The 25,568-nt window shown below is 44.1% G+C and carries 28 protein-coding genes; 11 read left to right on the top strand and 17 right to left on the bottom strand.

What is annotated here, in order from left to right:
* Positions 1-123: 123 nt before the first annotated feature.
* From PLE34_RS03945 to PLE34_RS03935, 3 genes are all read left to right on the top strand, one after another.
* On the top strand, positions 124-1,098 hold the full coding sequence (locus tag PLE34_RS03945; RefSeq protein ID WP_324554444.1) for a deoxyhypusine synthase family protein: 975 nt from the start codon (positions 124-126) through the stop codon (positions 1,096-1,098).
* Positions 1,099-1,336: 238 nt separating this feature from the next.
* Entirely contained in the window at positions 1,337-1,870 is a 534-nt protein-coding gene (locus tag PLE34_RS03940; protein WP_324554442.1) for an NADPH-dependent FMN reductase, read from the top strand.
* Between the two features lie 169 nt (positions 1,871-2,039).
* A complete protein-coding gene (locus tag PLE34_RS03935) occupies positions 2,040-2,990 on the top strand; it encodes a sugar phosphate isomerase/epimerase family protein (RefSeq protein WP_324554440.1) in 951 nt (316 codons plus the stop codon).
* A 20-nt stretch (positions 2,991-3,010) separates the two neighbouring features.
* Here PLE34_RS03935 and gldB read toward each other — a convergent pair whose 3' ends face one another.
* From gldB to PLE34_RS03910, 5 genes are all read right to left on the bottom strand, one after another.
* Complete coding sequence (gene gldB / locus PLE34_RS03930) at positions 3,011-4,135, bottom strand: gliding motility lipoprotein GldB (protein WP_324554438.1); 1,125 nt, start codon at positions 4,133-4,135, stop codon at positions 3,011-3,013.
* Positions 4,136-4,337: 202 nt separating this feature from the next.
* The gene (locus PLE34_RS03925; RefSeq protein ID WP_324554436.1) at positions 4,338-4,910 is read right to left on the bottom strand and encodes a gluconate 2-dehydrogenase subunit 3 family protein; all 573 of its coding nucleotides are present in this window, start codon (positions 4,908-4,910) and stop codon (positions 4,338-4,340) included.
* Positions 4,911-5,163: 253 nt separating this feature from the next.
* On the bottom strand, positions 5,164-6,876 hold the full coding sequence (locus PLE34_RS03920) for a GMC oxidoreductase (protein WP_324554434.1): 1,713 nt from the start codon (positions 6,874-6,876) through the stop codon (positions 5,164-5,166).
* Between the two features lie 6 nt (positions 6,877-6,882).
* Entirely contained in the window at positions 6,883-8,658 is a 1,776-nt protein-coding gene (locus tag PLE34_RS03915) for a GMC oxidoreductase (RefSeq protein WP_324554432.1), read from the bottom strand.
* Between the two features lie 156 nt (positions 8,659-8,814).
* Positions 8,815-9,720: a hydroxypyruvate isomerase family protein gene (locus PLE34_RS03910; RefSeq protein WP_324554430.1), complete on the bottom strand. Its 906-nt coding sequence runs from the start codon at positions 9,718-9,720 to the stop codon at positions 8,815-8,817.
* A gap of 115 nt (positions 9,721-9,835) precedes the next feature.
* Between PLE34_RS03910 and PLE34_RS03905 the strand changes: the two genes are divergently transcribed.
* From PLE34_RS03905 to PLE34_RS03890, 4 genes are all read left to right on the top strand, one after another.
* Positions 9,836-10,993: a Gfo/Idh/MocA family protein gene (locus PLE34_RS03905; protein WP_324554428.1), complete on the top strand. Its 1,158-nt coding sequence runs from the start codon at positions 9,836-9,838 to the stop codon at positions 10,991-10,993.
* Positions 10,994-11,108: 115 nt separating this feature from the next.
* Entirely contained in the window at positions 11,109-12,164 is a 1,056-nt protein-coding gene (locus tag PLE34_RS03900; RefSeq protein ID WP_324554426.1) for a sugar phosphate isomerase/epimerase family protein, read from the top strand.
* A 36-nt stretch (positions 12,165-12,200) separates the two neighbouring features.
* A complete protein-coding gene (locus PLE34_RS03895) occupies positions 12,201-12,659 on the top strand; it encodes a c-type cytochrome (protein ID WP_324554423.1) in 459 nt (152 codons plus the stop codon).
* A 5-nt stretch (positions 12,660-12,664) separates the two neighbouring features.
* Complete coding sequence (locus PLE34_RS03890) at positions 12,665-13,393, top strand: 3-keto-disaccharide hydrolase (protein WP_324554421.1); 729 nt, start codon at positions 12,665-12,667, stop codon at positions 13,391-13,393.
* 68 nt (positions 13,394-13,461) lie between these two features.
* Here the strand turns inward: PLE34_RS03890 and PLE34_RS03885 are convergent, their stop codons facing one another.
* Both PLE34_RS03885 and PLE34_RS03880 read right to left on the bottom strand, forming a co-directional pair.
* Positions 13,462-13,692, bottom strand: coding sequence for a hypothetical protein (locus tag PLE34_RS03885; RefSeq protein WP_324554419.1), 231 nt, complete (start codon positions 13,690-13,692; stop codon positions 13,462-13,464).
* 542 nt (positions 13,693-14,234) lie between these two features.
* Positions 14,235-15,347, bottom strand: coding sequence for a Gfo/Idh/MocA family protein (locus PLE34_RS03880; protein ID WP_324554417.1), 1,113 nt, complete (start codon positions 15,345-15,347; stop codon positions 14,235-14,237).
* A gap of 311 nt (positions 15,348-15,658) precedes the next feature.
* Between PLE34_RS03880 and PLE34_RS03875 the strand changes: the two genes are divergently transcribed.
* Positions 15,659-16,096 carry a DUF6526 family protein gene (locus PLE34_RS03875; protein WP_324554415.1) on the top strand — a complete coding sequence of 146 codons (438 nt, stop codon included), beginning with the start codon at positions 15,659-15,661 and terminating at the stop codon, positions 16,094-16,096.
* Between the two features lie 2 nt (positions 16,097-16,098).
* Here the strand turns inward: PLE34_RS03875 and PLE34_RS03870 are convergent, their stop codons facing one another.
* Both PLE34_RS03870 and PLE34_RS03865 read right to left on the bottom strand, forming a co-directional pair.
* On the bottom strand, positions 16,099-16,581 hold the full coding sequence (locus PLE34_RS03870; protein WP_324554413.1) for a hypothetical protein: 483 nt from the start codon (positions 16,579-16,581) through the stop codon (positions 16,099-16,101).
* A 70-nt stretch (positions 16,582-16,651) separates the two neighbouring features.
* Positions 16,652-17,158, bottom strand: a complete 507-nt coding sequence (locus PLE34_RS03865) for a pyridoxamine 5'-phosphate oxidase family protein (protein ID WP_324554411.1) — start codon at positions 17,156-17,158, stop codon at positions 16,652-16,654.
* A gap of 174 nt (positions 17,159-17,332) precedes the next feature.
* On the opposite strand from PLE34_RS03865, the gene PLE34_RS03860 reads away from it, so the two are divergent.
* Positions 17,333-17,488 carry a hypothetical protein gene (locus PLE34_RS03860; protein WP_324554409.1) on the top strand — a complete coding sequence of 52 codons (156 nt, stop codon included), beginning with the start codon at positions 17,333-17,335 and terminating at the stop codon, positions 17,486-17,488.
* Positions 17,489-17,504: 16 nt separating this feature from the next.
* Positions 17,505-17,927 carry a VOC family protein gene (locus tag PLE34_RS03855; RefSeq protein WP_324554407.1) on the top strand — a complete coding sequence of 141 codons (423 nt, stop codon included), beginning with the start codon at positions 17,505-17,507 and terminating at the stop codon, positions 17,925-17,927.
* Between the two features lie 12 nt (positions 17,928-17,939).
* On the opposite strand, the gene PLE34_RS03850 is transcribed toward PLE34_RS03855, so the two are convergent.
* Positions 17,940-18,515 (bottom strand): DUF1543 domain-containing protein, encoded by a 576-nt coding sequence (locus tag PLE34_RS03850; RefSeq protein WP_324554405.1) that lies wholly within the window; start codon positions 18,513-18,515, stop codon positions 17,940-17,942.
* Between the two features lie 20 nt (positions 18,516-18,535).
* On the bottom strand, positions 18,536-18,748 hold the full coding sequence (locus PLE34_RS03845) for a hypothetical protein (RefSeq protein ID WP_324554403.1): 213 nt from the start codon (positions 18,746-18,748) through the stop codon (positions 18,536-18,538).
* A 94-nt stretch (positions 18,749-18,842) separates the two neighbouring features.
* On the opposite strand from PLE34_RS03845, the gene PLE34_RS03840 reads away from it, so the two are divergent.
* Positions 18,843-19,556 (top strand): MBL fold metallo-hydrolase, encoded by a 714-nt coding sequence (locus tag PLE34_RS03840; protein ID WP_324554401.1) that lies wholly within the window; start codon positions 18,843-18,845, stop codon positions 19,554-19,556.
* Between the two features lie 20 nt (positions 19,557-19,576).
* Here PLE34_RS03840 and PLE34_RS03835 read toward each other — a convergent pair whose 3' ends face one another.
* From PLE34_RS03835 to PLE34_RS03810, 6 genes are all read right to left on the bottom strand, one after another.
* Positions 19,577-20,446 (bottom strand): pirin family protein, encoded by an 870-nt coding sequence (locus PLE34_RS03835; RefSeq protein ID WP_324554399.1) that lies wholly within the window; start codon positions 20,444-20,446, stop codon positions 19,577-19,579.
* Between the two features lie 54 nt (positions 20,447-20,500).
* Positions 20,501-20,884, bottom strand: a complete 384-nt coding sequence (locus PLE34_RS03830) for a hypothetical protein (RefSeq protein WP_324554397.1) — start codon at positions 20,882-20,884, stop codon at positions 20,501-20,503.
* Between the two features lie 42 nt (positions 20,885-20,926).
* The gene (locus PLE34_RS03825) at positions 20,927-21,646 is read right to left on the bottom strand and encodes a pirin family protein (protein WP_324554396.1); all 720 of its coding nucleotides are present in this window, start codon (positions 21,644-21,646) and stop codon (positions 20,927-20,929) included.
* Positions 21,647-21,738: 92 nt separating this feature from the next.
* Positions 21,739-22,323 (bottom strand): Crp/Fnr family transcriptional regulator, encoded by a 585-nt coding sequence (locus PLE34_RS03820; RefSeq protein WP_324554394.1) that lies wholly within the window; start codon positions 22,321-22,323, stop codon positions 21,739-21,741.
* A gap of 53 nt (positions 22,324-22,376) precedes the next feature.
* Positions 22,377-23,693 (bottom strand): MutS-related protein, encoded by a 1,317-nt coding sequence (locus tag PLE34_RS03815; RefSeq protein WP_324554392.1) that lies wholly within the window; start codon positions 23,691-23,693, stop codon positions 22,377-22,379.
* A gap of 49 nt (positions 23,694-23,742) precedes the next feature.
* Positions 23,743-25,134 carry a dihydroorotase gene (locus tag PLE34_RS03810; RefSeq protein ID WP_324554389.1) on the bottom strand — a complete coding sequence of 464 codons (1,392 nt, stop codon included), beginning with the start codon at positions 25,132-25,134 and terminating at the stop codon, positions 23,743-23,745.
* Positions 25,135-25,568 lie beyond the last annotated feature (434 nt).

Raw genomic sequence — 25,568 nt, 5'->3', positions numbered from 1 at the left:
GATTACCGGAAGGGTGGTATGGAAAAATGCTGACATAAAGGTAGCTTGCGTAAGAGATATCATCCCCCAACCCATCCCGCCTAATTATCCTATTTTTGCCGGCAATACCATAAAGCTATTATTATGCAAAAAGGACCCGTATCGCAGTTCATACAACATCACTACAGGCATTTTAATTCGGCCGCGCTGGTGGATGCGGCTAAAGGATATGAAACCCATTTATCAGAAGGCGGTAAAATGATGATCACCCTCGCCGGCGCCATGAGCACCGCCGAACTGGGACTTTCGCTGGCCGAAATGATAAGGCAGGATAAAGTGCAGATCATTAGCTGCACCGGGGCTAACTTAGAAGAAGATATCATGAACCTGGTGGCGCACAGCCATTACAAACGCGTACCCCATTACCGCGACCTGAGCCCGCAGGAAGAATGGGAGCTTTTAGAAAACCATTACAACCGCGTAACCGACACCTGCATTCCCGAAGAAGAGGCTTTTCGCAGGATACAAAAACATATCGTAAAAATATGGAAGGAAGCGGATGCCAAAGGCGAACGTTATTTCCCGCACGAATACATGTACAAGCTGTTGCTGAGCGGCGTACTGGAAGAGCATTATGAAATTGATCCGCAAAATAGCTGGATGCTGGCCGCTGCACAAAAAAATATTCCTATTGTTGTGCCGGGCTGGGAAGACAGCACCATGGGCAATATTTTCGCATCCTACATTATTAAACAGGAGCTAAAAGCCGGTACCATGAAAAGCGGCATCGAATACATGGTTTGGCTTACCGAATGGTACCGGGCTAACAGTGGCGGTAAAGGCGTTGGGTTTTTCCAGATCGGCGGCGGCATTGCCGGCGATTTTCCTATATGCGTGGTGCCCATGATGTACCAGGACTTAGAATGGCACGATGTGCCTTTCTGGAGCTATTTCTGCCAGATCAGCGACTCTACCACCTCTTATGGCTCTTATTCCGGCGCAGTGCCCAATGAAAAAATCACCTGGGGTAAATTAGATATCAATACGCCGAAATTCATCGTGGAAAGCGATGCTACCATTGTAGCGCCGCTGATATTTGCCTGGTTGCTGGGATGGTAAAACAAATATTAAAATTATAAAGGGGCTGTCTCAAAAGTAATATTTTGCCACGAAGCAGTCAGGAAAACACAAAAAAAATAAAACCTGAAAATCAGGGCTTTGTGCCCTTGTGTCTTAGTGGCATATCTTCTATACCGGCCCTTTTGAGACAGCCTCTTTTAGTGCATTAAAATACTTTTGATCATCCTTAGATATTTCATTCGCTAAAGAAAAAACAGATCATTAACCATTGTAAACGATGCCAGGAAAAAACATTCTCGCCATTTCGGGCAGTACCAGGAAACACTCTTCCAACCTTAACCTTATAAAGGCCATCGAAAAATTATATTCAAATGAACTATCCATAAAAGTCTACGATGGGTTATTAACCCTCCCGCAATTCAACCCGGACGATGATACTGAAAACCCGTCCATTCAGGTAACGGATCTCCGCAAACAAATAAAGGAAGCGAATGGTATCCTGATCTGTACTCCGGAATATGCCATGGGTGTGCCGGGAAGTTTGAAGAACTTATTAGACTGGACCGTTTCTTCCTCGGATTTTTCAAACAAACCCGTAGTTGCGATAACGGCGTCTTCGCTGGGGCAAAAAGCACACGCTTCGTTAGTAGCCACGCTTCAGGTAATTGAAGCAAGGATCACCGAAAGCACACAACTGCTCATCTCTTTTGTTAAAACAAAAATGAATGACCGGCAGCAGATCACAGATGAAAATACATTAAAGGATGTGAGGAGAGTGATGGATGCATTTATCGCTATGTTAAACAATTAAAGCACCTTCACAGCGAATTGAAGGTACATACGCCCGCCAATCATTAACAACTGTTTACTACCGCCTGCTTTTTTATTCCTGCGTTTATTTTTTTCGTAGCTTAGTCGCCCTGTTTAACTAACAGCATGGCATATACGACATTGGTCTTACCCATACTTTAATCACATCAATGAAACGCAGAAATTTTATCGGATTGGGAACCGCTGCTGGCATAGCCGCAGGTTCGGCATCGCTTCTTTCTTTTACGGAGAAGGATGCTGCACAAAAAAAAGAAAAAAGATACCAGAAAGGAGTAAGTCCCTGGCCCATTTGCCTTGATACGGCTACTATACGCCCGGCATCCCTTACCGATAAGGTAAAGATAGCCGCCAAAGCAGGTTTCGATGCCATAGAGCCCTGGGATGGTGAGCTTGCGGAATATGAAAAGAATGGAGGCAGCCTCAAAGATCTCGGCAAGCAGATCAGAGACCTGGGTTTATTTGTACCAAGTGTTATCGGCTTATGGAATGCTTTGCCACCCACACAGGAATTATTTGATGCATCACTCAAGGATACCCGCCGCCGTATGCGCATGGCATCGGATATTGGTGCGCAGCATATTCAAACCATTCCCAATACCGTTGGCGAAAATTTCGACCGCAAATGGGTGGCAGCCCGTTACCGGGATATTATTGAAATAGGCCTGAAAGAATATAACATACAACCCGCCCTGGTTTTTGTAAAATTCTTTCCGCTGAAAACACTGGGGCAGGCCGTGGGTATTGCCTTAGACGCCAATCATCCTAAAGCTATGGTTATACCGGATGTATACCATATGTATATAAGTGAAGGTGGGTTTGAAAGCATTAAGCTGATGAAAGGAGATGCATTCGCTATTTTCCAGTTCAACGATGCGCCGGCCACTCCTGCCTTAGCGCAATTAGAGGATAAGCACAGGGTATATCCCGGCGATGGCATATTGCCGCTTACCTCTATTTTAAGGGATTTAAAAGGAACCGGCTTTAAAGGATGTGTGTCGCTGGAAATGTACAATCCTGAATACTGGAAGCAGGATCTTCAAAGAGTTGCCGAAACAGGATTCAGGAAAACACTGGAGGTAATACGGAAGGCAGGGGTATAATAAATTTAGTCCAGTTGGTTCTAGCGTGGCTTATATTTTGAATCTTGCAGGATTTGCCTGGCATCAAGTTGTAACAGGTCATCAATAGCGGTATCCGGAAATCTTTCCATGTATTTTTTTATAATCTGCCATCCTGTGAATAAGGAAATATTGCCCGGAGATCCTTCTCCCAATTCCTGCGTAAGCGGGCCTTCTTCGATATAGGATTGAATTCTAAGCGGATCGCTGTTATAAATTAAATCATTTTGGATCAAAAAACTCCAAATCAGGCCTTCATTGGCATAACAGCCTTTTAATTGCGCCGCTGTATAGCCAATCTTTAACGTATCCGGCACATGCGGCAGCAGTTTGTTTAATACATACAATCTTTTCCCCTTGTCTATAGTAAGGTCTAATAACGTTTTGTCTGTAGCCCTGGCCGGAAAAATATCATCAATAATGTTCTTCATGCAATTTACCGCTATATAAGCCGGTTCAAATTTGCGGGAAACATATTGGGGAAACAGCGATTGTGCTACCGGGCTCTGGTATAAGCTGGCATTCTTACCCAGGTGAAGTTGTAACCCAACCGCAAGCGCGTCCTGTGTAATTACATCGCCGGTTTTTCCGAGGCCCGTTTCAAATATAGCATCGAGCGGGCCGATAAAAGTAATGAGTTTTTCAGGCGCATGATAGGCAGGGAAATAGTATTTAGTGAACTGCAATCCTTTTTTCACTTCATCTTCAATGGCAATAAAGTTGCTGAATATTTTAGATGCCGTATCTTTTACCAACCTGTAATCACGAAGGAACATTTTAATGGCTGCATCAGATTTGCCTCCATCATCAGTAAGGGAGAGCCCCAGTATATGCTGAATAAAATCGGGCAAAAAAATGGGGTATTGCTGTTGCAGCCGCGATATGCCAGCCGCGATATTATTGGTATCTATAGCAAAGAAATCCTGTTCGAACCGTTGTACTTCCAGATTTACCCTGATATTTGAAACATCAGGTATTTTTTTATTTCCGGTGCAGGCTATAAAACCAAGAAGCACAATAGTTGCTGTATAAAACCATTTTCGCATAGCAGGTGTAACGCTATAGTTTTTAAAATGTTGTATCATCAAATCTAAGCCTTTGCTGCGAAAGCAGACTTTGCTTTTCATCAGGCATAATACTCAAATAGTGCAATTCCTGACATGTTTTTTAATACCCCTATAAAAAGAAAAAGTTTATTGATACAAAATTTCAATAAACTTCTCTTAAGCGCTTTTTATGTTAAATCCGGTTACAGAGGATTTTAGCAAACATTGCTGGCATCTGTAACCCAAAATTTCAAACTATAAACAACAAACCATAAATTACTTCTTAAGTCGCCCACGCCCTGTCGCCTTTTGTATAAGGTACACAGCCTTCGTATTTCCCAGGCACGGCAACATAGCGCAGTGCCTGTGTTGCTCCAATTTCTGATGTAAAATAGCCCAGCAGGGTAAGCTCCTTCATCATGCGAAAATAATGTTTAGGATCTTCAGGTTTTTTCTTAGCCATATATTCCTTCGCCTCCGTATCTGTTTCCGTAAGCAATGTTTTACGTTCTCCGGCATCAATATCCATAAACGATTTGCCAAACTTTTTGTCGCTGGCTTCATTTAATAATTTCATGCCTTCAAAAAACACCTGCTGATCTTTTTCATCGTAACAATCGTTCACCATTACGGTCATAAACGCTCCTGCTCCCGCGGCTTTGGCCCCGGGCGTGCTGGTAGTGGGTATAATGGTTTCGGCTATCTCATCCAAGTAAGCGATGTCGGCGTCACTGAAGGTTCCGGCGGTTGCCGTTCTTTTATCGCCGGGTTTGCATCCTTCCAAAAAAACATTGGCTCCCACCACGGTGCCGCCCAGTATAAGCGCTACTCTCGATAAGGCTTCGCGTCTGTTCATAGTTGATATTTTAAGGGATCAAAAATAATTTATTTGTATAGCTCTCGGCTATCAGCATTCAGCTATCCGGTGAGTTACTACTAACGACAGGATGGATAGCTGAATAGTCAGTGGTCAATGGTCAGTACATCCTGGATTTCAGATTTGAGTTTTTCCATTTGAATTTTATTTGTGATTTGTGATTTGGTTCTTGTGATTTAGCCCCTGGTGTCCCTGCAACTTGCAACCATATCCCCATTTTCAAACTTCCACATTAAAGATTCCCTTTTTTCAACTCTTTCACTGCATAATCCGCTGCTCTTGCCGTTAATGCCATATAGGTTATGGATGGATTCTGGCAGGCCGAGGATGCCATGCAGGCCCCATCGGTAATAAATACATTTTTTACTTCGTGCATTTGATTAAAGCCGTTCAAAACAGATGTTTTGGGATCGCGTCCCATCCGGGCGGTGCCCATTTCATGAATACAAAAACCCGGCGCAGGCATGCTGTCATAAGTGTTTACATTTTTCAACCCTGCTTTTTCGAGCATTTCCGCCGCACTGTTCATCATGTCTTTACGCATAGCCAGCTCATTGGTTTTGAATTCGCAATCTATGTCCAGCGTGGGCATTCCCCATTTGTCTTTTTTATCTTTACTAAGCGTTGCTTTATTTTCGTAATAGGGTAAATGTTCTCCCCATGAGCCAATACCCATGCTCCAGTTGCCGGGTTCAAGCAGTTGATCTTTTAGTTCCTCCCCTACTCCATCGGCACTCCATTGCCTTCCCCTGGAAGCGCTGCCCTGGTAGCCAAAGCCCCTTACATAATCGTTTTGTTTTGTTTTTTCGCTGATATTGCGGAAGCGTGGTATATAAATACCGTTTGGCCGCCTGCCATAAATATACTGATCCCGGAATCCTTCAAATGATCCGCTGGCGCCAACGCCGTAATGATGATCCATCAAATTATGGCCCACCTGTTCGCTGCTGTTGCCCAAACCATTTGGAAAAGCATCGGATGTGGAATGAAGTAAAATGGTTGCCGTACCTAAAGTAGATGCATTAAGGAATATGATCCTGGCAAAATACTCTTCCGTTTTCAGGGTTTCGGCATCAATGATCCTGATCCCTTTGGCGCGTTTGCTTTCTTTATCATAAATAACTTCCGTAACAATAGAAAAAGGACGCAGTGTAAGGTTACCCGTTTTTTTTGCCGCGGGAAGTGTTGCCGAATTGCTGCTGAAATAGCCGCCGAACGGGCAGCCTTCATGACATTTATTTCTATACTGGCAGGGACCGCGGTCGCCCACTTTTTGGGTGTGGTTGGCCGACCTGCCAATGATCATTCTTCTGCCATCTGAAAACTCTTTTTCGATCCTTTCCGCCACATGCTTTTCTAAGCAGTTCATTTCCATAGGAGGCAAAAACTTTCCATCGGGTAATTGCGGAAGCCCTTCTGCGGATCCGCTTATGCCTACAAAGGGTTCTACATAATCGTACCAGGGTGCTATATCTTTATAACGGATGGGCCAGTCCACACCATAACCATCTTTGGCGTTGGCTTCAAGGTCTATATCACTCCAGCGGTAGCATTGCCTGCCCCAGGTTAACGATCTTCCGCCAACGTGGTAACCTCTTATCCAGTCAAATGGCTTCACCTGGCTGTAAGGGTTCTCCTCATCATTCACAAAAAAATGCTTCGATACCTCGTTGTAGGCGTAGCATTTACTTTGGATAGGGCTGTCTTTTTTATCCTGCTGTGTACGGCTGCCATGATGCTTCAGTTCCCAGGGATTGAGCGTAGTGCCCGTATAATCTTTAATGTGTTCAACATTCCTTCCTCTTTCCAGCACAAGGGTTTTTAATCCTTTTTCACAAAGCTCTTTGGCGGCCCATCCGCCGCTGATACCGGAGCCTACCACTATAGCATCATAGGTATTCTGCGCCACGGCTTTGTTGTTAATATGGATGCTGTCGTTTGGCATGATATATTAAAGGTTTCCTTTTTTCAATTCGCTCACGGCATGGTCTGCTGCCCGGGCTGTAAAAGCCATATAACCCAGCGACGGATTTACACATGAGGCTGATGTCATAAATGATCCATCGGTAACAAATACATTAGGTGCATCCCATACCTGGTTCCATTTATTCAGCACCGATGTTTTAGGGTCTTTACCCATACGGGCTGTACCCATTTCATGTATACCCCTTCCCAGCGTACCATCGCCGTCACGCCCTTTTACATTTTTAACGCCTGCGGCTTCCAGCATTTCAATGGCATCGTTTAACATGTCTTTGCGCATTTTCTTTTCGTTCTCCTTGTATTCTACATCAAAAGCCAGCACCGGGAGCCCCCACTTATCCAAGCGCTGTTTACCATTTTTATCTGGCACGGGGCGCATACCCAGGTCTTTACCGGTTACAGGATCGTTAAACTGTTCCAGCTTGTCTGAATACGTATTTTTATCAAGATATATCCTGTTTTCGTGGTAAGGTAGTGTTTCTCCAAAGCCCCCTATACCCATTGTCCAGGTTCCCGGCTCAATGAGCGCGTCTTTAAGGCCGGCGCCAATAGAAATTTCTTCTGCCGAACGGCTGTAACCGCCCCGGCTCCCGCCGCCCTGATAGCCAAAGCCACGCAGGTAATCTCTTTTATCTCCGAAGAAATTGCGGTAACGCGGAATGTATACGCCATTGGCGCGCCTTCCAAAATAATACTGGTCTTCATAACCTTCTACCTGCCCGCCGGCGCCTACGCCCAGGTGATGATCCATTACATTATGCCCCAGTTCACCGCTGCTGCTGCCCAAACCATCAGGCCATATATCGGTGGCAGAATTCATTAATATCCATGCGCTGTTTAATGCGGAAGCATTAACGAAAATTATTTTTGCATTGTAGGTATAGGTGTTGTTGTTTTCGCCATCGAGAACTTCAACACCAGTTGCCTTTTTCTTGTCTTTATCGTATAAAATTTTAGTAACGATGCTCCAGGGGCGAAGCGTAAGGTTGCCGGTTTTCATAGCCGCAGGCAAAGTAGACGATTGGGTGCTGAAATATGCACCATAAGGGCATCCCAGCCAGCACTTGTTGCGATACTGGCAACTGGCTCTTCCCTGGTTGGTAAAAGGCACCGTAATATTAGCTGTACGGCCTATGATCATATGCCGTTTGCCGCCGAATTTTTCCCTGATACGGGCAGCAACATCTTTTTCCACGCAGGTCATTTCCATGGGTGGAAGAAATTGTCCGTCCGGCAGTTGAGGTAATCCTTCTTTAGAGCCGCTGATTCCAGCAAACCTTTCGGCATAGTCGTACCATGGTGCAATTTCCTTATAGCGTACCGGCCAGTCTATGGCAATGCCTTCTTTTGCATTGGCTTCAAAATCAAGGTCCGACAGGCGGTAGCTTTGCCTTCCCCACATCAGCGAACGGCCGCCCACATGGTAGCCGCGAAACCAGTCGAAGCGCTTTATTTCCGTATAAGGATTGTCTTTATCGCTGCACCAGTAATCTAAGTTGGTTTCATTCAATGGGTAGTCGCGCTTTAGTACAGGGTAATCTTTGATCATCTGTTGTGTACGCCCGCCCCTGTGCGGGAACTCCCATGGATCTTTATTGGCATTTACATAATCTTTTACATGCTCAATATTGCGACCTCTTTCCAGCATCAGCACTTTCAGTCCTTTTTCAGTAAGTTCTTTGGCGGCCCATCCGCCGCTGATTCCTGAGCCTATTACAATAGCATCATAAACGTTATCGGGCATAGCACATCATTTTTAAGAATTAACTGTATAAGTATATTTATGAAAAGCATGCTTCAATCAATTACCGGCGTTTGCCGGAAACACTTCAATTGTTTTAGCATACCGCTGCTTTTAATTCTAAAGCGTATTCGTGTATTAAAAAATACCGGTAGCATTTTATACGTCGCAGATGCTTACGCCCTCCTGCAGGGAAGCCAATTGGCCTTCAGCATCTTTGGGTGTTGGAATAAATTCCTGTGCAACATATCCTTTAAATCCCAGCTCAACAATAGCTTTCATAATAGCAGGGTAATGCAGCTCCTGCGTTTCATTAATTTCTCTTCTGCCCGGAACGCCGCCTGTATGAAAATGCGAAAGGTAAGGATAGTATTGCCTGATGGTTCTGATCACATCTCCTTCATCTATCTGCATATGATAAATATCATAGAGCAGCTTAAAATTTTCCGATCCTATACGTTTGGCCAGCTCCACCCCCCATGCTGTTTTATCGCAGTGGTAATCTTTATGGTCTATCTTGCTGTTGAGCAGTTCCATTACCAGGGTTACGTTATATTTTTCGGCTATCCCCGCTACCTGCTTCAATCCCCCGGCGCAGTTTTTCCAACCGGTTTCATCATCTAAGTTCCTGCGGCTGCCGCTAAAGCAGATCAGTTGCTTATATCCCGCCTTGGCCACGAGCGGTATCATTTCCGAATAATTTTTTATAAGCCTGGGATGAAATTCCGTATGATTCCACCCGTCTTCGAGGTTAATTTCGGCGCCATTGCACATGGAGGAGTATAGCCCGTGCTTTTGTAAAACCGGCCAATCTTTGGGTCCAACAAGATCAATAGCAGCAATACCCATTTTCTTTACCGCTATGCAAAACTCCTCCAGGGGAATGCTGCCATAGCACCAGCGGCAAACGGAGTGATTGATATTTCCTTTCATAACATAAGCCTCCCGTTCTTTTGCCTGAGCTGCACTACCGGCAAACGCACCGGGCGCCGTGCCCATTGCGAGGGAGCCTAAAACAATATTTTTAATAGCCCGCCTGCGGGGATGTGATGAAGCATCAGCCATAATAAAAATAATGGTTAAGTTAGGGAATGTTTAATAAAAAACAAGTTGGCAGTAAATGTAAATGTTTTATTTTTAAAGCCTCTTCTGATTTTTTAATACGTTAATCTTTTTTTTCATGAACAGAAAATTACGAATGGGCATGATCGGTGGAGGCAAGGATGCCTTCATCGGTGCGGTTCACCGCATTGCCGCTAACATGGACGGACTTATAGAATTATCATGCGGCGCTTTGAGTATTCGGCCGGAAATAGCCACAGACTCGGGGAAAGCCCTGTTTTTGCCGGAAGACAGAACCTATCTTACTTACGAGGAAATGCTGGAAAAAGAAAGCCAGATGCCGGCCGATAAGCGGATAGATTTTGTAACGATCGTTACGCCTAATTTCGCACATTTTGCTCCTGCCATGCTTGCTTTAAGCAAAGGATTTCATGTGGTTATTGAAAAACCCATGACGTTTACACTTGATGAAGCTAAACAACTGCAAAAAAAAGTAGCTGAAACAGGATTGATATTATGTCTTACGCATACTTACTCCGGTTATCCTATGGTTAAGCAGGCCAGGCAAATGATAAAAGAAGGTGTTCTCGGAAAAGTAAGGAAAGTTTGGGTAGAGTATCCCCAGGGATGGCTGAGCAGGCTTACGGAAAGAGAAGGTAACGCGCAGGCAGCCTGGAGAACTGATCCTTCCAAATCGGGCAAAAGTGGTTGTATGGGCGACATCGGAACGCACGCCGCTCATTTGGCGGAGTACATTACCGGCTTAAAAATTACCAAACTGGCTGCAGACCTGAATATTATGGTGGAAGGCAGACCTTTGGACGATGATGGAAATGTATTATTAAAATTTGATAATGGAGCGGCAGGCGCATTGCTGGCATCACAGGTAGCGGCAGGTGAAGAAAATGCGCTTAAGATCAGGATCTATGGCGAAAAAGGTGGATTAGAATGGGTACAGCAGGAACCGAATACCTTATTGGTGAAATGGTTAGATCAACCCACACAAATATATCGCACGGGCGGTGGTTATTTGGGTAATTACGCCAAACACAATACCCGTGTGCCGGGCGGGCATCCTGAAGGATACTTAGAAGCATTTGGTAATATTTACCGCAATTTTGCATTAACGGTATCTGCTCATATTGACGGACAAAAACCTGCAGAAGAAGTATTGGATTTTCCAACTGCAACTGATGGCGTAAGAGGAATGGCTTTTATAGATAATGTGGTGAAGAGCGGCGCCAGCAATGAAAAGTGGACGGAATTTGCGGTGTAAGGTATAGGTGGGTAGGGTATAAGGTATAAGGTGTAGGGTATAGGGTGTAAGGTTGTACGGCCTTATACTCTACACCTTCCACCTCAATTAATAATTTTTTTCAAATTTTACAATCATGACAAATATCCAGGGTCCAGCTATATTTCTCGCCCAGTTCCTGGGAGATGAGCCACCCTTTAATAATTTAAAATCTATCTGCGGGTGGGCCGCGGGGTTAGGTTATGCCGGGGTTCAGCTCCCCACATGGGACAGCCGCATTATTGATCTGCAGAAAGCAGCGGAAAGCAAAACCTATGCCGATGAAATTAAAGGCATTGTAAATGAGGCGGGATTACAGATCACCGAACTTTCTTCTCATTTGCAGGGACAACTTGTAGCGGTACACCCGGCTTATAACGATTTATTTGACGGCTTTGCGCCTGAAGCCTATCGCGGTAATCCAAAGGCGCGCACCGAATGGGCGGTGCAACAGTTAAAATATGCTGCCAAGGCTTCGCAAAACCTGGGACTGAAAGCACATGGCACTTTTAGCGGTGCTTTGTTGTGGCAAACGGTTTATCCCTGGCCTCAGCGTCCGGCAGGATTAGTAGAAACAGGCTTTACCGAATTAGCCAACCGCTGGCTGCCCATTTTAAATGTGTTTGATGAAAACGGGATAGACCTGTGTTATGAAATACATCCGGGAGAAGACCTGCACGATGGTATTTCGTATGAAATGTTTTTGGAGAAAGTGAACAACCATCCCCGTGCCTGTCTTTTATATGATCCCAGTCATTTTGTTTTACAATGTTTGAATTACTTAGATTATATAGACAATTACCACGAACGCATCCGCATGTTTCATGTAAAAGATGCGGAATTTAACCCCACCGGAAAACAAGGTGTATATGGAGGATACCAGGGCTGGGTGCAACGGGCAGGGCGTTTCCGTTCTTTAGGCGACGGGCAGGTTGATTTCAGGTCAATTTTCAGCAAGCTGGCGGCGTATGATTATGCCGGCTGGGCCGTGCTGGAATGGGAATGTGCCATTAAACATCCTGAAACAGGCGCAGCGGAAGGAGCGCCATTTATTAAAGATCACATTATCCGGGTAACCGAAAAGGCCTTTGATGATTTTGCAGGAACAGGCAGCGATGAAAAATTTAATCGCAGGGTTTTAGGACTTGAGTAGGATTTATTCGGATATTTACGCCCTGATTTTGACAATATGATGACATTAAAAAAAGTAAGCATGAAAAAAGTGGTAGCTGTTTTTTCCATCATTGCAGCCTGTTATGCCTGCAGCAGCGGGCCGGCCGAGGTAAAAAAGCCGATAAGTATTAATGTAAATCCACAAATTGATGAAGGCCATGCAACGGCAGTTGTTGCTTCCGCGGCAACCGGCGCTACGAATGCTGCTCCTGCTGCAGTTGCTCCTGCAAAAGATGGCAAAGCATTAATCGCGGGCTCGGATTGTCTTGCCTGCCACACGGAAACAAACAAGCTGGTTGGGCCATCTTATGCTGAGGTAGCCAAAAAATATAAAGAAGCAGACATTGCCCATCTGGTGAAAAAAATAATAGACGGGGGCTCAGGCGTATGGGGAGAGATACCTATGCCACCTCATGCCGCTTTAGCACATGATGATGTGGAAGCCATGGTGAAATACATTCTTACTATTAAATAAATATTATGAAAATTTTCAGAACAGTAGCTTTAGGAAGTTTATTACTGGCCGGTACTGCTTTATTGAATAATACATTTGCCCAGCAAAAAGACAATACGCTTACCAAAAAAGAAAAAAAGCAGGGTTGGCAATTGCTTTTCAACGGAACCACCACCAATGGCTGGCACTCATTTAATAAACCGCAGTTGGGCAGTGCATGGAACGTGGAAGACGGTGCATTTCACCTGGGTAAGAAAGAAAACAGCGATGCGGGCGGCGATGCCATTACCAATGAAGTGTTCGGCGATTTTCAATTAAAGCTCGAATGGAAAATTTCGCCTAATGGCAACAGCGGTATCATGTTCCTGGTAAAGGAAGATCCTAAATACAAATATGCGCATTACACTGGTCCTGAAATGCAGGTATTAGACAATAATGGTCACCCGGATGCAAAGATCGTTACCCATCGCGCGGGTGATTTGTATGACCTGATTACCAGTAAGCCTGAAAATGTAAAGCCCGTAGGCGAATGGAATAGCGTGGAAATTAAACTAAAAGATTCTAAGCTTGAGCTTTGGCAAAACGGCGTTAAAGTGGTATCAACCACCCTGTGGGATGATAACTGGAACAACCTGGTAGCGGGCAGTAAGTTTAAAGACCTGGAAGATTTTGCCAAATTTAAATCCGGTCACATTGTATTACAGGATCATGGCAATGAGGTGTGGTATAAAAACATTAAGATCAGGAAACTGTAGCGCATTAATAACGAAAAAGAACCGGAACCGGTTAGGCAACGCTTAACCGGTTTTGTTTTATATGCAGTTCACGGCTCCTTATTCAAAACGGTATAGCTCATTTTAAGTATCGTTTCAAGTTCACTTAGTTTTTTCAGCGTTAATGTGTCTGTTAACAGGCGGCTATTCTTATCAAAGAACCGTTTATTATACTCATAGTATGTTTCTTCTCCGTTTTCAACTTTTATAAGACTTTTTTTAGTGCAATACAGTATAAATTGCTCTTTGGTTGAATCGGGTTGGATGATTATTTTAAACACTTCATTGCCTGCGGCGTTAGAAAAGACTTTCCCTGTATAAGCGCCAATAAGCGAATCGCGGCCAACTATTAAATTTATTGTATAGTTATTGTGTGCATTTATGTCAATGGCAAGCGAATCGGCAATTTTTATTTGGATTTCTCCAAGACCCTATTGTGCCTATGTGTTGAAAGATAACCAACACAGGAAGCTTATGGTTAAAATGTGCCAGCTCATGGCAAAGCGGTTTATCGAATCTTTTCCCCCTGTAATCGAAATAAAACATCGCTTAATCGAAATAAGTTCCATGACCACTTAATGTTTTACACATTTGTACTGTTATAGTTGATGATGTTAACCCAATGAAAACTGAAATCCCAATCCCCGGAAAGAAAGATCCGATTCTTCGGAAAAACCAAAGCCAGCCTGAAAAAACCGTATCCAATTTATCCCCTGAAAGAAACCGTGGAGTCCAGTCAGTACCACTAAAAAACCATAATAGTTGCTTTACAACCTCTGACAGATTTCAAATAATTGAACCGCACCTCATTCTAAGTGCGGTTTTATTTTTTATACAGGTAAATCTTTTCACCGCCTTTTCGTAGCGACTCATAAATCGCATCAACCACTACCATGTCTTTCAGCCCTTCTTCGCCGGTCATGCCCGGGTCGGGTGTGCCATTGAGTATACAATCGGCCAGCCCGTCCATTTGTGCTGCCTGGTGGGTGATCAGCGGCTGGTTCATAGGGCCAAGATGTGTTCTGCCCTGGATAGGGCCGTAGCCAAATGCCGGGCTAAGCTCCGCAAAACCCTTGTCACCAATAAGGTAAACTCTTTCGTAGTTATTAAAATTATAAGTGGTTCCGCAGGAAGCGATAACGCCGCTGGGAAAGCCTAACTGGAAAGTAACGGTTTCATCTACTTCGGCAAATTTTACCATATCCGTTTTGCTTTCCTGGGCAGTTACCCAAACCGGCTCTTCACCGGTAGCATAACGGGCACCATTAAGCGCATATACGCCCACGTCCATCATGGCGCCTCCACCGGCCAGCGCTTTTTTCAACCGCCACTGGGTGGGGTCGCCTATCTTAAATCCCATATAATTATTTACATGCATAATATTGCCAAATTCACCGGCTTTACGCATCCTTACCAGCTCACGGGTATGCGGCTCAAAATGCAGGCGGTAGCCCACGTAAAATTTAACGCCTGCTTTTTTACAGGCGGCAATCATTTCCCTTGCCTGCTGCGCATTATCGGCAACAGGCTTTTCACAAATAACATGCTTACCTGCGGCGGCTACCTGCAGCACATGCTTATGATGCAGGGAATTGGGTGTGGTAACATATACCAGGTCTATCTCAGGGTTATTGGCAATGGTATGAAGCGTATCGTAATTGTATACGTTTTTATCCGGTATGCCGTAGTTCGATTTCCAGGTAGCTATTTTAGAAGGTGTTCCCGTAACAATACCCGTAAGTGTTGCCAGCTTGCATTCCTTCATTGCCCTGGCTACAATACCGGCATATCCCCCCAGGCCCATCAGCGCTACACGGAGCTGCTTAACCGGCTTTCTAAGATCAGGAAAAACAGAAGCGGGGGATGACAACGGCGTTAATGCTGCTGCACTTAGTCCGATAGATAGCTTTTGCAAAAAATTACGGCGGGATGACATAATGAATGGTTTAAAGCAATGACGGCTACCCGTGTTTATAACACCTGTATACCGGTAAAAGGGATACGCAATAAAGATCGTATATACTTCCGGAAATAAATATACAATTTCCCAAAAATAAATGGCTCGTTAGGGCGTATTTCAATTTTTCGCTCCAGGTACAACTTTCCGGTCGGTGAGACACCGACCGGTAGCGGGTTCTACAGGTGGGTGTCACCACCCACCTGCGAAAAATGCGCCCGCTCGTTATTTTATTTCACCGGCAATAAAAAAACCTAATTTGTGCCTTACTATCATTCAACAAAAGAAATATGAAAACGCAGCAGTACTCCAATCATGTGCGCTATTACCCGCCGCATCATTTTGTTTTTTACCCGGTTATTATGCTATTACTTTTTATCAGCATCCGTGGAATATGGCTCAACGCTGCCAATACATGGCTGTGGATAATGGTTGCTTTGTTAACCCTGATCACCGGCTGGCTGAGCTTTATGATGAGGCAGCATTATGCGCTAACCACCCAGAACCGTATAGTGCGGCTGGAGCTTCGTTTACGTTACTACCAGCTTACACAACAACGCTTGGAAAGTATTGAAGACCAACTAAGCATTAAGCAACTGGCTGCACTACGGTTTGCTTCAGATGAAGAGTTTGTTTCACTTATACAACGAACCTTAAGCGAAGGACTATCTCCCGATGCTATTAAACAGGCGGTTAAACACTGGCTGCCCGATACCATGCGGGTATAAAACTACTCCATATCTTTATTCCGGTCTTCTGTTTCATTGTCTGTACTGAAGGAGTTATTTTCTTCATCTTCTTCGCCTATTGCTTCATCTTCATCATCTGCTTCACTTCCCGGAACATCCAGGTCGCCACCGCTGAATCCGCTGCCTTCATTCAGCAATTCTCCGTCGGCATCTGTGCTATCAAATTTTGAATGCTGCAAAGCATTTTCATCATCTGTCAGCATTTTTTCGGCCGCATCTGCAAGATTTTTTCTTTCACCCGCGGTTACATCTGCATCCGGGTCTGTATCTGTATCCGGATCGCCCGGATTTTTATCTGTTTCACCGGGCGTAATATCCGGTACTTCTTCCGGCGGTTTTTTATATGGAATATCGTCTGGCGGTTCGGGAACTTCTGTTATTTTTTTACTGCCGGACTGAATATTTTTTTCAATATCCGGAAATTCAGGTTTCCCTTTTTTATCAGGCTTTTTATTTTCCATCATAAATATATTTAAGCGTTTCGTGTTTTGAAAATCCTCTTTTGGGAAATCTTCTCCCCTGCATAATCCTTTTTTACTGATTATACTTTACGCTGCCATGAACTCCTGCATCCGGTTGCTTTCCCGTAAGGGCCGCCGCTGCAATTTTTATCATGGAAATAAGCTTCCCATTTTTTGTATCCCAATAATGTCCTTCGGTGGGCTGTACTTTTATAAGTGTAATATCAGGGTCATCTTTACCCTGTTCAAACCATGCTTTAGCAAGTGGCGTCCATAACGATTCAATTTTCTTCCGGTCATCTACAATTTGAGCATGCCCTGTAAGCGACAGGTAATGCTGTGCGCCTGTATCTGCGTACATCAGGTAAACTTTATTATCCGTTGCTATTTGGATGTTTTTGATACTGTTTCTGTTGCTAAAAAACCAAATGGTTCCATTATCATCAATACCCTGTGTACCCATTGGCCTCGAAACAATTTCATTTTCTTCGAACGTGCAAAAAAGGCATATTTTATTTTCAGCAAGTGCTTTGAGTTTATCAATAGCCACATCACCGGATAAGTTTTTTATATCTTCCATAAGTTTTTTTCTTTATTAAATCCACAAATCATACCATAGCTATTACCTCACACCTGTGCTGAAATATTGGTAATCCTGTAGAATAAATTACCCGTATCGTCATCCCATCGCATTTTAGCTTTTATGAAAGCTCAGAATGCGGTATAAGACGTATCTTTATAAAAAATATAAACTATGTCATTGCTGAATCAACAAAACAACAAGGGCAAGAAAAAAGGAAATAAAAAAGCCAACCTGGCCAATAACCAGGGGTCCAAATTCATACAAAAACCTAAAGCCGCAGGTTTTGTAAGTAAACAAACCAATACCGGTTCACAAAGAGGAAGCTAAGCCATATACTTAATAAATGGAAGACCCCGTTCGGCTTGCTATACGCTCCATACAACATATTGGAATTCCGGTTACAAATATTATTGCATCGGAAGCATTCTATAAGCGGTTGGGCTTTACCAATGTAATGCAGTCAGCATTTATGCATAATGATGAAAGCGGTACCTGTATTATGATGAAGCGGGAAGAGATGATCATAGAATTATACCAGTTGCCCGGCAGTGAACTTGAAAACATCCGCAACCGTAAAGACGGGCATATAGATCATGTTGCTTTTGATGTGCCCGATATTGATGAGGCTTTTACGATGCTGAAGGCTGGCGGGTTTACGATCATGGAAGCGGCGCCTGTATTTTTAAACTTCTGGCAAAATGGATGTAAGTACTTCAATATAGCGGGCCCCGATGGGGAAAGGCTAGAGTTTAACCAGGTGCTTTGATGCTGATGGCTTTCAGACCCCGGACAATTTTTCCACTTTAAGATATCCAACATGTATCCCGTCTTCTGCATTTTGTGTGGCAGGAGATAGTTGAATGGCATATTTTTCTTTAAAGGTATCGGGCAGAATGTCGCCGATCTCGTATATATCATCCACATCCACACCATATTTATCATCAATATGTGAAACAGCACCGGCAAAGCCGGTATGGCGGTAAAACGCGGTTTGTTTTGCCTGCTGCACCGCAATGCCTTTGTTTGGGCAGGCTATCAGCATTTTATAATGGTATTCTTCGGGGTCATTTTCCTTGTATCCTCCGAGATTTATGAAAAATAATTTTGCCATCCCCTGCATATCCGCAGAAAGTTCAGTACGGGGTATAACTTTTACCGTATAGCCGGCTACCTGCGTTACTTCCCGCCAGGAGTCAATATGTATTTTGCCGTTAGCTTCCGGCCAAAAAGCAAACATGTCCGGCAAAAGATCACGGAGGGTAGATCCTATTCCAAAAAATATGTCATGCTGCTCCGTATACCGGCCCGGAGGTTTGCAACCTAAGAGCAGCATAAAAAGTTTGGGTGATGTCATAGGTTAAAATTAAAGCATAATCATTTCTCTCCGTCTTTCTGCTGCAGGGCGGCTGTCTTTTTTTGTGTGCCGGTTTTTGGATGAATGACCTCCTCTTTAGCCGGGGCATACGGAAATCCCGGGAAATCCTGGTCAATACGACTATCAGGATTGGACTGAATGTCTTCTTTCTTTAATGGATTTGTTTTTTCGTGCTTTTGCTGCAGGTATTGCTGCGATCTTTTCTTTTTCATGGCTTCTTTTTCTATACTATCTTACAACGGCGTGCCAAACTTTTCGTTTATGCAGTATTTAGCCACATTATTCTTCTCATTGTAAATAAAAGCTATGCAGGTTTTAAAAAATCTTTTCCAGGTAGGTGGCGATATTAACGGGATCACCTTTGATCTTCAGGATGCGTTGTGGAATGATGGTAATTCTTATATTTTAAAAACAGCAGAAGGGCTGATCATGTTTGATTGCGGTTGTGGTGATACGATGGAGCAGATATTTGAGAATATGCGGTACTGGGATTTGTCGCCCGGCGATATCCGTTATTGTGTGCTCACCCACCCGCATTATGATCATGCCGGCGGAGCGCATATACTTAAAAAAAGGGGCGTAAAATTGGTAGCTATCGGAGAAACCGCCGATGCCGTGGCTTCGGGCGATGAGCGTTGCTGCGGTTATTTGTATCATAAAATTTTTACGCCTGCAACGGTTGACCAGTTAGTGAAAGACGGAGAGAAGCTCAGCCTGCTGGGTGTGGAAATAGAAGTAATGCATTTGCCCGGACACAGTATGGGTTGTACCGCGTTTTTATTTGAATGGACCGGTAAAAAGCTTGTGATCAGCGGAGACGTGATCGGTACGCTGCTGGTGGGTGATTTTGGCTGGGATGGTTCCATTGATTTCGATAAAAAAATATATACGGAATCACTGCGGCGTTTTGCCAAGGTAGATTCAGATATTATGCTGCCCGGCCATGGCATGATATACTTTCATAAGCCCAGGTGGCGGGTGGAGCAGGCGCTGAACTCAGCGTTGATGCAATGGCGTTAGTTTATTAAAACTTCAGGGGGTTAATGTAACGTACCATATTTACCGGATTGAAACTCCTCAAGCGCTTCATGTATTTCTTCCTGGGTATTCATTACAAATGGCCCGTAGCTGGCAATAGGCTCATTAATGGGCTCGCCACTTAACAATAGCACTACTGCGTTTTCAGTGGCATTAATCGTAATTTCTTCACCATCATTATTAAACAGAACAAAGCTGTGCTCCGGCGCTTTTTCACCATTTACCACTATACTTCCATTAATGACCAGCAGGGCCGTATTGTGCGTTGCCGGTATACCGGTGGTTAATTCGCCATCCCTGTTCAGCTTTATATCAAACATATTCACCGGCGAATAGGTAGCAGCAGCACCGGCTACCCCCTTAACGCTGCCTGCAATTACATTTACCAATCCGCCGTTGTTGGGCAATTGTACTTTACCCATTTGCGCGGCAGTAATAGCCTGGTAATGCGGCGTGGTTGATTTATCTTTTTTTGGCAGGTTAACCCAAAGCTGTACCATTTCAAACGCACCGCCTTTTTTAGAAAATTCTTCTTCGTGATATTCCTTATGCAAAATACCTGCTCCCGCCGTCATCCATTGCACATCTCCCGGGCGAATAACGCCACTGTTGCCCGTACTGTCGTGATGCGCAATACTGCCCTTATACGCAATGGTTACGGTTTCAAAGCCCTTATGCGGATGTACACCCACACCCTTTACGGTTTCTGATGGTCCAAAATCGTATTCGGCATTAAAATCGAGCACCAGGAAAGGGCTGATCCTGCGTTGCGTAACATGCGTGCCGGGAATATAATGATACACCCTGAATCCGTCACCAACCATTCCCGGCGCAGGAGGCCGTTGTATAATTTTTTCAATTGTTTTTTTCATACTGTTATTCTTTTATTTTGATTGCAATAGTTTAGCGCTTTTTGTAACCGCTGTTTATTCAATATGAATATGCAGGCCTGCATTCTTTAACGCATCATCCGTAAAGCTTACCGTTGGCTTATTAGCGGCTTTCTGTTTATCCAGCGCTTCCCTGATCTCTGTTTGCAACAATCCGCTGCCACCACCATAGTGCTGAATAATAATGATATCAGGGTTTTGATGGGTGAAGATCGCGCGGAGCTTTTTGTCTTCTTCATCACTAATGCCATTGGTAAGCAATACCACATCAAAAGGATGATGATGAAATTTTTCAATAGCATCTTCATCTGTAGCCGCACCTGTTCCAGCCCATAAAGGATCATTGTTTACTAATCTTACTACTGTTTGCAGAATGGATTCATCTCTGCCAATTATTAAAATTTCTGTTCTTGTGCTCATACTATTATTTTAACGTGAGTTTTGAGTGGTGTTTAAGCTCAATTAAATATCCATAGGAACATCCATCAGCAATATTTCCGCGTTGGTACCGGCTGTAATAGCAATAGTATCTGTTTGCCATATCCCCAACCCATCGCGGGTGTTCAGCTTTAGATCCCCGATGGTTACGTCTCCCTTCAACACGAACAGATATACACCATTTTCTTTTCTTTTGATATCGTAACTCAACTGTTTCCCCTGTTCAAGATCGCCGAGGCTGAACCATGCGTTCTGCTGAATGGTAACGCCATCGCTGCCGTTGGAACGGGGAGATACGATTTGCTGCAACTTGTTTTTCCTGTCTGCAGGCTCCAGGGTTACCTGGCTGTATTGCGGCTGAATATTTTTTTGGTCGGGGTAAACCCATATTTGTAAAAATTTTACGGGTTTGTCTGTATTGGCGTTGTACTCACTATGCGCAACGCCCGTGCCCGCGCTCATGGCCTGGATATCGCCGTTACGGATGGTAGTTTTATTTCCCATACTGTCTGTATGTTCCAGGTCGCCTTCTAACGGAATGGAAATGATCTCCATATTGTCATGCGGATGCTTGCCAAAGCCTTTACCTGCGGCTACCGTATCATCATTGAGCACTCTTAGCGCGCCAAAATGAATGCGTTCAGGATTATAATAATTGGCGAAACTAAAACTGTGATAACTGTTGAGCCAGCCATGATCGGCATGCCCCCTTGTATTTGCTTTGTGTAGTATTGTTTTTGCCATATTACTGTTTTTATACGGCAAAGCTACTGCAGATACCGTAGCGGGGAAATAATGCAGGTTAAGCGAAAAACTTAATCTACGTTAAGCATAGCTTATCTTTCCGAGGCAGACCGGTTCAGCATTTTACTTAAAAATTCAGGTGTAACACCTATATATGCCGCTACCTGTTTTTGTGGAAGGCACTGTATCAGTGAAGGATAGAGCCGGCAAAAATTTTCATAGCGTTCTTTTGCAGACAGGCTCAGGTTGCCGATCAGGCGGTGCTGGTAAGCAGCCAGGGCGTTTTCGGCCAATATGCGAAAAAAGCGCTCAAACTTTGGAATGGTAGTATATATTTTTTCGAGATCTGTTTTAAGAAGAAGGATGATCCCGGAATCGTCAACCGCATCAATATATAATATTCCGGGCTCCTGCGCTATAATACTCCGCATATCGCCGATCCACCAGCCGGGCGGAGCAAACTGCAGGATATGCTCAAACCCGTTTCTGTCAACAGAATAGCTTCGCAAACAACCCTCAACAACAAAGGCCTGGAATTTATTTACATCACCTTCCTGGTACAGGAACTGCTTTTTTTTGATTTTCCTGTATTGTAAAAAAGAAATGAAGTAAGCCTCTTCCTCATGAGAGAGGCTGATATGCGTAGCAATATTTTTAAGTAATAGTGCAGTATTCATTTTATAAAACTAACGGGTTTTATTTCATATCTGTTGTACGCATAAAGTAGCCGTTACAGACTTTCAAGCAATTCTACCACCTTCTCGCTTTTTAAAATAAAATAACCAAGGCGGTCATTGCTTATACCGTCTTTCAACTGGTAACTGAATACCAGCTTATCATTATGTATCCTGGTTTCAAAATATTTGAATGAAATGGTGGGGTATCCTTTCATCTCATCTCCTATTTCATAAAGATGCGTGGAGAGGATAAATAAAGAACCTTTAATGCGGGTTAGTCCTTTAATTACTGCCAGCGAACAGCGCATGGCGTCCTGTATATTGGTTCCTTTAAATAATTCATCAATCAGCACCAGCCATTTTTTTCCGTTGCTTATGGTAAGTATTGTTTTTTTTATACGCTGCACTTCATTAAAAAAATAGCTTTCGCCCTTCACAATATTATCTTCAACGTTAATATTGCTCAAAATACCGTCAAACAACGAAAGCCGTAATTTTTCGGCGGGAACGCCCATGCCCAGATGTGCCAGGTATACGGCAACGCCCAGCGATTTAATGAATGTACTTTTGCCCGCCATATTGGCCCCGGTAAGAAAAAGAAAGTTGCTTTGGGGAGATAAGGCTATGTCGTAAGATACGGGCTGAGGCAGCAGGATATGGTATATCTTATCCGCTTTTATGAAGGGTTCATCTGAAACAACAAATTCGGGAAAGGTTAGCCTGTACTGCTGAACCGCCCTGGCCATAGAATACCATGCATCTAACTGATAGAATATTTCCGTTAGTTCATTAAAGCGCGTTTTAAAAGCAGCCTTCAGGAAATGGCCGTAATACAGGATTTCTTTTATGGAAAAAATTTCCCCGGGTTTCTTTTTCAATAGTTCCTGCAGTTGCTGGTGCAGCAGCAGCGATCGTATCCGGGAGGCGAATAGCTGCAGCTTAGCCGGCGCCTGTGGCGCATCAATCAATACAGCCAGTTGCTGCATGCCCGCTATAAAATCACGGAAATGCGTAACCGAAAACCGGATCAGCCCGTAATCTGCGCTGTGCAGGACTTTATACAGCCGGGTGCTGAAAAAATCGGCTGAATGGGGGATAGGATCAAGCGGCGTATCATAAAACCTGTCCATCATTATCATAGTGCCGTTGGTTATGGAAGCTGGCCATTCATCGAGGCGGGATACCATAAGCCGGATAATATTTTGGGTATCCTGTATTTTATGTAACGCGTCAAAAGGCTCCCGCATCATGTGGCGGAGCCATTCTTTGCCACCGTTGGTACGTGTGAAATTGAGCTTATGAAAAACGGAAAACGCTTCTTCAGCATTGAAGACGGAAAGATCGTTATATGTGGTTTTGTCTATTTGCATGTGTTAAAATCGCCGTTCAATGCTGTAAAATCAATCCTGCCCATTTGCACTATCGCTCAAACTCCAGTCTCATGCCCTTATGAGATTCATTCCATACCCCGTTTCCATAATTTTCATATACCAGGTTACCGTTCACAAATGTATGGGTAATGGTTGCAGGGAAAGTAAAGCCTTCCAGCGGGCTCCATCTGCACTGGTATAAAATATCTTCCCGCTTTACGGGTTGTGGCTTATCTATATCTGCCACCACAAGGTCGGCCCAGTATCCTTCGCGGATGTATCCCCGGTTGGGCAACTGGTAACAATCGGCCACGGCATGGCTCATTTTTCGCACAATGGTTTCCAGCGTTATTCTTCCCTGCCTGTAATAATGCAGCATCAGCAACAGGGGGTGCTGCACCAACGGCAGCCCGGCATGCGCCTGCTCATACTGCATGTTTTCAGTGAGCATAAGCTTACCGGTGCCATCCCTGTAATATCCTTTTTCCTGCAAGGTGTGCGGCGCATGGTCTGTAGCAATCACATCAATCCTGTCGTCTAATAGCGCTTCCCATAAGGCTTCCCTGTTATGCGGCGCTTTAATAGCAGGGTTGCATTTGATCAGGTAACCCAGGCGTTCGTAATCATCTGCGGTAAAATGCAGGTGATGAACACAGACTTCACAGGTAATGCGTTTTTCTTTCAGCGGTTTAAGATTACTGAACAATTGCAGCTCTTTGGCCGTTGAAATGTGCAGGATATGCAGGCGGCTGTTATGTTTTTGAGCAAATTGTATAGCAGTGAGCGATGATTCAAAACAGGCTTCTTCATTGCGGATCAGCGGATGGTGTGCGGGTGTTAAAACAGGTTGGGCCTTCTTTATTTTTTCATAATTGCTTTTAATGATCTTTTCATCCTCGCAATGCGTGGCAATCAGCACTTCACTTTCCCTGAACAGCTTGTCGAGCGTGAGGTAGTTATCTACCAGCATATTGCCTGTGCTGGAGCCCATGAAAATTTTAATGCCGCATATACTGTTACGATACTGGTTCACTTTCAGCGCCTCGTCAGCATTATCATTAGCGGTACCCATGAAAAAAGAGTAGTTTGCCAGGGCTGTTTGCGCGGCAATATTATACTTGTCTTCCAGCAAACCGAGCGTAAGCGCATTTGGAATGGTGTTAGGCATTTCCATAAAAGAGGTAACGCCACCGGCTACTGCCGCTTTCGACTCAGAGTAGATGGTGGCTTTGTGGGTGAGCCCCGGTTCCCTGAAATGTACCTGGTCGTCAATAGCACCGGGAAGCAGGTATTTACCTTCACCGTTAATTTCTTTAACGGCCAGCCCGGTTTGAATGGCAGAGCCTATCTTTTCAATTCTTCCCTGCTTTATAAGCACATCCGCAGCAACAATAGTATTTTCATTAACAATGTTGATATTTTTTAAAAGATAGTTTGTCATAACGAGTCGTCTATAATGGTGTGCTTAAGCATTTTGAAAATGACATAATGTATCGTTGGCCCCTGCCCGCCTTGGCGGGGAACGAAATATCTGAATTTATTTATCTTCTACTTTTTGTCACTTTTTTTGCGGAAAAAAAGTAACCAAAAAAGCCGCCCGAAAACCCATCCTGCCGCCTGCCTGTCCGGTAGGCTGGGCTGGCAGGGATTACTGCCCGTTTTCGGGAAGGAGCCCTGATTAAGCTTTTGTGCTACTGTGATTTCAGCTTCATTTTGTTGCTGCTTTCTTACTTTCAGTAGTCCGCACTATAGCTATCTTGTGTGAGCGCTGAGATTGCATTTCCCTTCAAATTTCGTGCTTCCGGCTTCGGATTTGAAATTTTTTTGGTTCTTGTTTTTTGTTATTTGATCCTTTGTATTCCCCCGGATTTATCA

Origin of the sequence: Agriterribacter sp. (genome assembly GCF_035445465.1) — a bacterium.
Lineage (GTDB): Bacteria > Bacteroidota > Bacteroidia > Chitinophagales > Chitinophagaceae > Agriterribacter.
Note: the sequence above shows the minus strand (reverse complement) of the source record. Positions and strands in the feature narration are given on the sequence as shown.

Bases quoted from the DNA above. Each gene is read 5' to 3' on its own strand.
- PLE34_RS03855 (WP_324554407.1), top strand. From the start codon at position 17,505: ATGGAAGACCCCGTTCGGCTTGCTATACGCTCCATACAACATATTGGA.
- PLE34_RS03940 (WP_324554442.1), top strand. From the start codon at position 1,337: ATGCCAGGAAAAAACATTCTCGCCATTTCGGGCAGTACCAGGAAACAC.
- PLE34_RS03840 (WP_324554401.1), top strand. From the start codon at position 18,843: ATGCAGGTTTTAAAAAATCTTTTCCAGGTAGGTGGCGATATTAACGGG.
- PLE34_RS03860 (WP_324554409.1), top strand. From the start codon at position 17,333: ATGTCATTGCTGAATCAACAAAACAACAAGGGCAAGAAAAAAGGAAAT.
- PLE34_RS03905 (WP_324554428.1), top strand. From the start codon at position 9,836: ATGAACAGAAAATTACGAATGGGCATGATCGGTGGAGGCAAGGATGCC.
- PLE34_RS03835 (WP_324554399.1), bottom strand. From the start codon at position 20,446: ATGAAAAAAACAATTGAAAAAATTATACAACGGCCTCCTGCGCCGGGA.
- PLE34_RS03850 (WP_324554405.1), bottom strand. From the start codon at position 18,515: ATGACATCACCCAAACTTTTTATGCTGCTCTTAGGTTGCAAACCTCCG.
- PLE34_RS03845 (WP_324554403.1), bottom strand. From the start codon at position 18,748: ATGAAAAAGAAAAGATCGCAGCAATACCTGCAGCAAAAGCACGAAAAA.
- PLE34_RS03815 (WP_324554392.1), bottom strand. From the start codon at position 23,693: ATGCAAATAGACAAAACCACATATAACGATCTTTCCGTCTTCAATGCT.
- PLE34_RS03910 (WP_324554430.1), bottom strand. From the start codon at position 9,720: ATGGCTGATGCTTCATCACATCCCCGCAGGCGGGCTATTAAAAATATT.
- PLE34_RS03875 (WP_324554415.1), top strand. From the start codon at position 15,659: ATGAAAACGCAGCAGTACTCCAATCATGTGCGCTATTACCCGCCGCAT.
- PLE34_RS03870 (WP_324554413.1), bottom strand. From the start codon at position 16,581: ATGATGGAAAATAAAAAGCCTGATAAAAAAGGGAAACCTGAATTTCCG.
- PLE34_RS03810 (WP_324554389.1), bottom strand. From the start codon at position 25,134: ATGACAAACTATCTTTTAAAAAATATCAACATTGTTAATGAAAATACT.
- PLE34_RS03915 (WP_324554432.1), bottom strand. From the start codon at position 8,658: ATGCCCGATAACGTTTATGATGCTATTGTAATAGGCTCAGGAATCAGC.
- PLE34_RS03865 (WP_324554411.1), bottom strand. From the start codon at position 17,158: ATGGAAGATATAAAAAACTTATCCGGTGATGTGGCTATTGATAAACTC.
- PLE34_RS03820 (WP_324554394.1), bottom strand. From the start codon at position 22,323: ATGAATACTGCACTATTACTTAAAAATATTGCTACGCATATCAGCCTC.
- PLE34_RS03925 (WP_324554436.1), bottom strand. From the start codon at position 4,910: ATGAACAGACGCGAAGCCTTATCGAGAGTAGCGCTTATACTGGGCGGC.
- PLE34_RS03935 (WP_324554440.1), top strand. From the start codon at position 2,040: ATGAAACGCAGAAATTTTATCGGATTGGGAACCGCTGCTGGCATAGCC.
- PLE34_RS03900 (WP_324554426.1), top strand. From the start codon at position 11,109: ATGACAAATATCCAGGGTCCAGCTATATTTCTCGCCCAGTTCCTGGGA.
- PLE34_RS03895 (WP_324554423.1), top strand. From the start codon at position 12,201: ATGATGACATTAAAAAAAGTAAGCATGAAAAAAGTGGTAGCTGTTTTT.
- PLE34_RS03890 (WP_324554421.1), top strand. From the start codon at position 12,665: ATGAAAATTTTCAGAACAGTAGCTTTAGGAAGTTTATTACTGGCCGGT.
- gldB (WP_324554438.1), bottom strand. From the start codon at position 4,135: ATGAAAAGCAAAGTCTGCTTTCGCAGCAAAGGCTTAGATTTGATGATA.
- PLE34_RS03945 (WP_324554444.1), top strand. From the start codon at position 124: ATGCAAAAAGGACCCGTATCGCAGTTCATACAACATCACTACAGGCAT.
- PLE34_RS03825 (WP_324554396.1), bottom strand. From the start codon at position 21,646: ATGGCAAAAACAATACTACACAAAGCAAATACAAGGGGGCATGCCGAT.
- PLE34_RS03880 (WP_324554417.1), bottom strand. From the start codon at position 15,347: ATGTCATCCCGCCGTAATTTTTTGCAAAAGCTATCTATCGGACTAAGT.
- PLE34_RS03830 (WP_324554397.1), bottom strand. From the start codon at position 20,884: ATGAGCACAAGAACAGAAATTTTAATAATTGGCAGAGATGAATCCATT.
- PLE34_RS03920 (WP_324554434.1), bottom strand. From the start codon at position 6,876: ATGCCAAACGACAGCATCCATATTAACAACAAAGCCGTGGCGCAGAAT.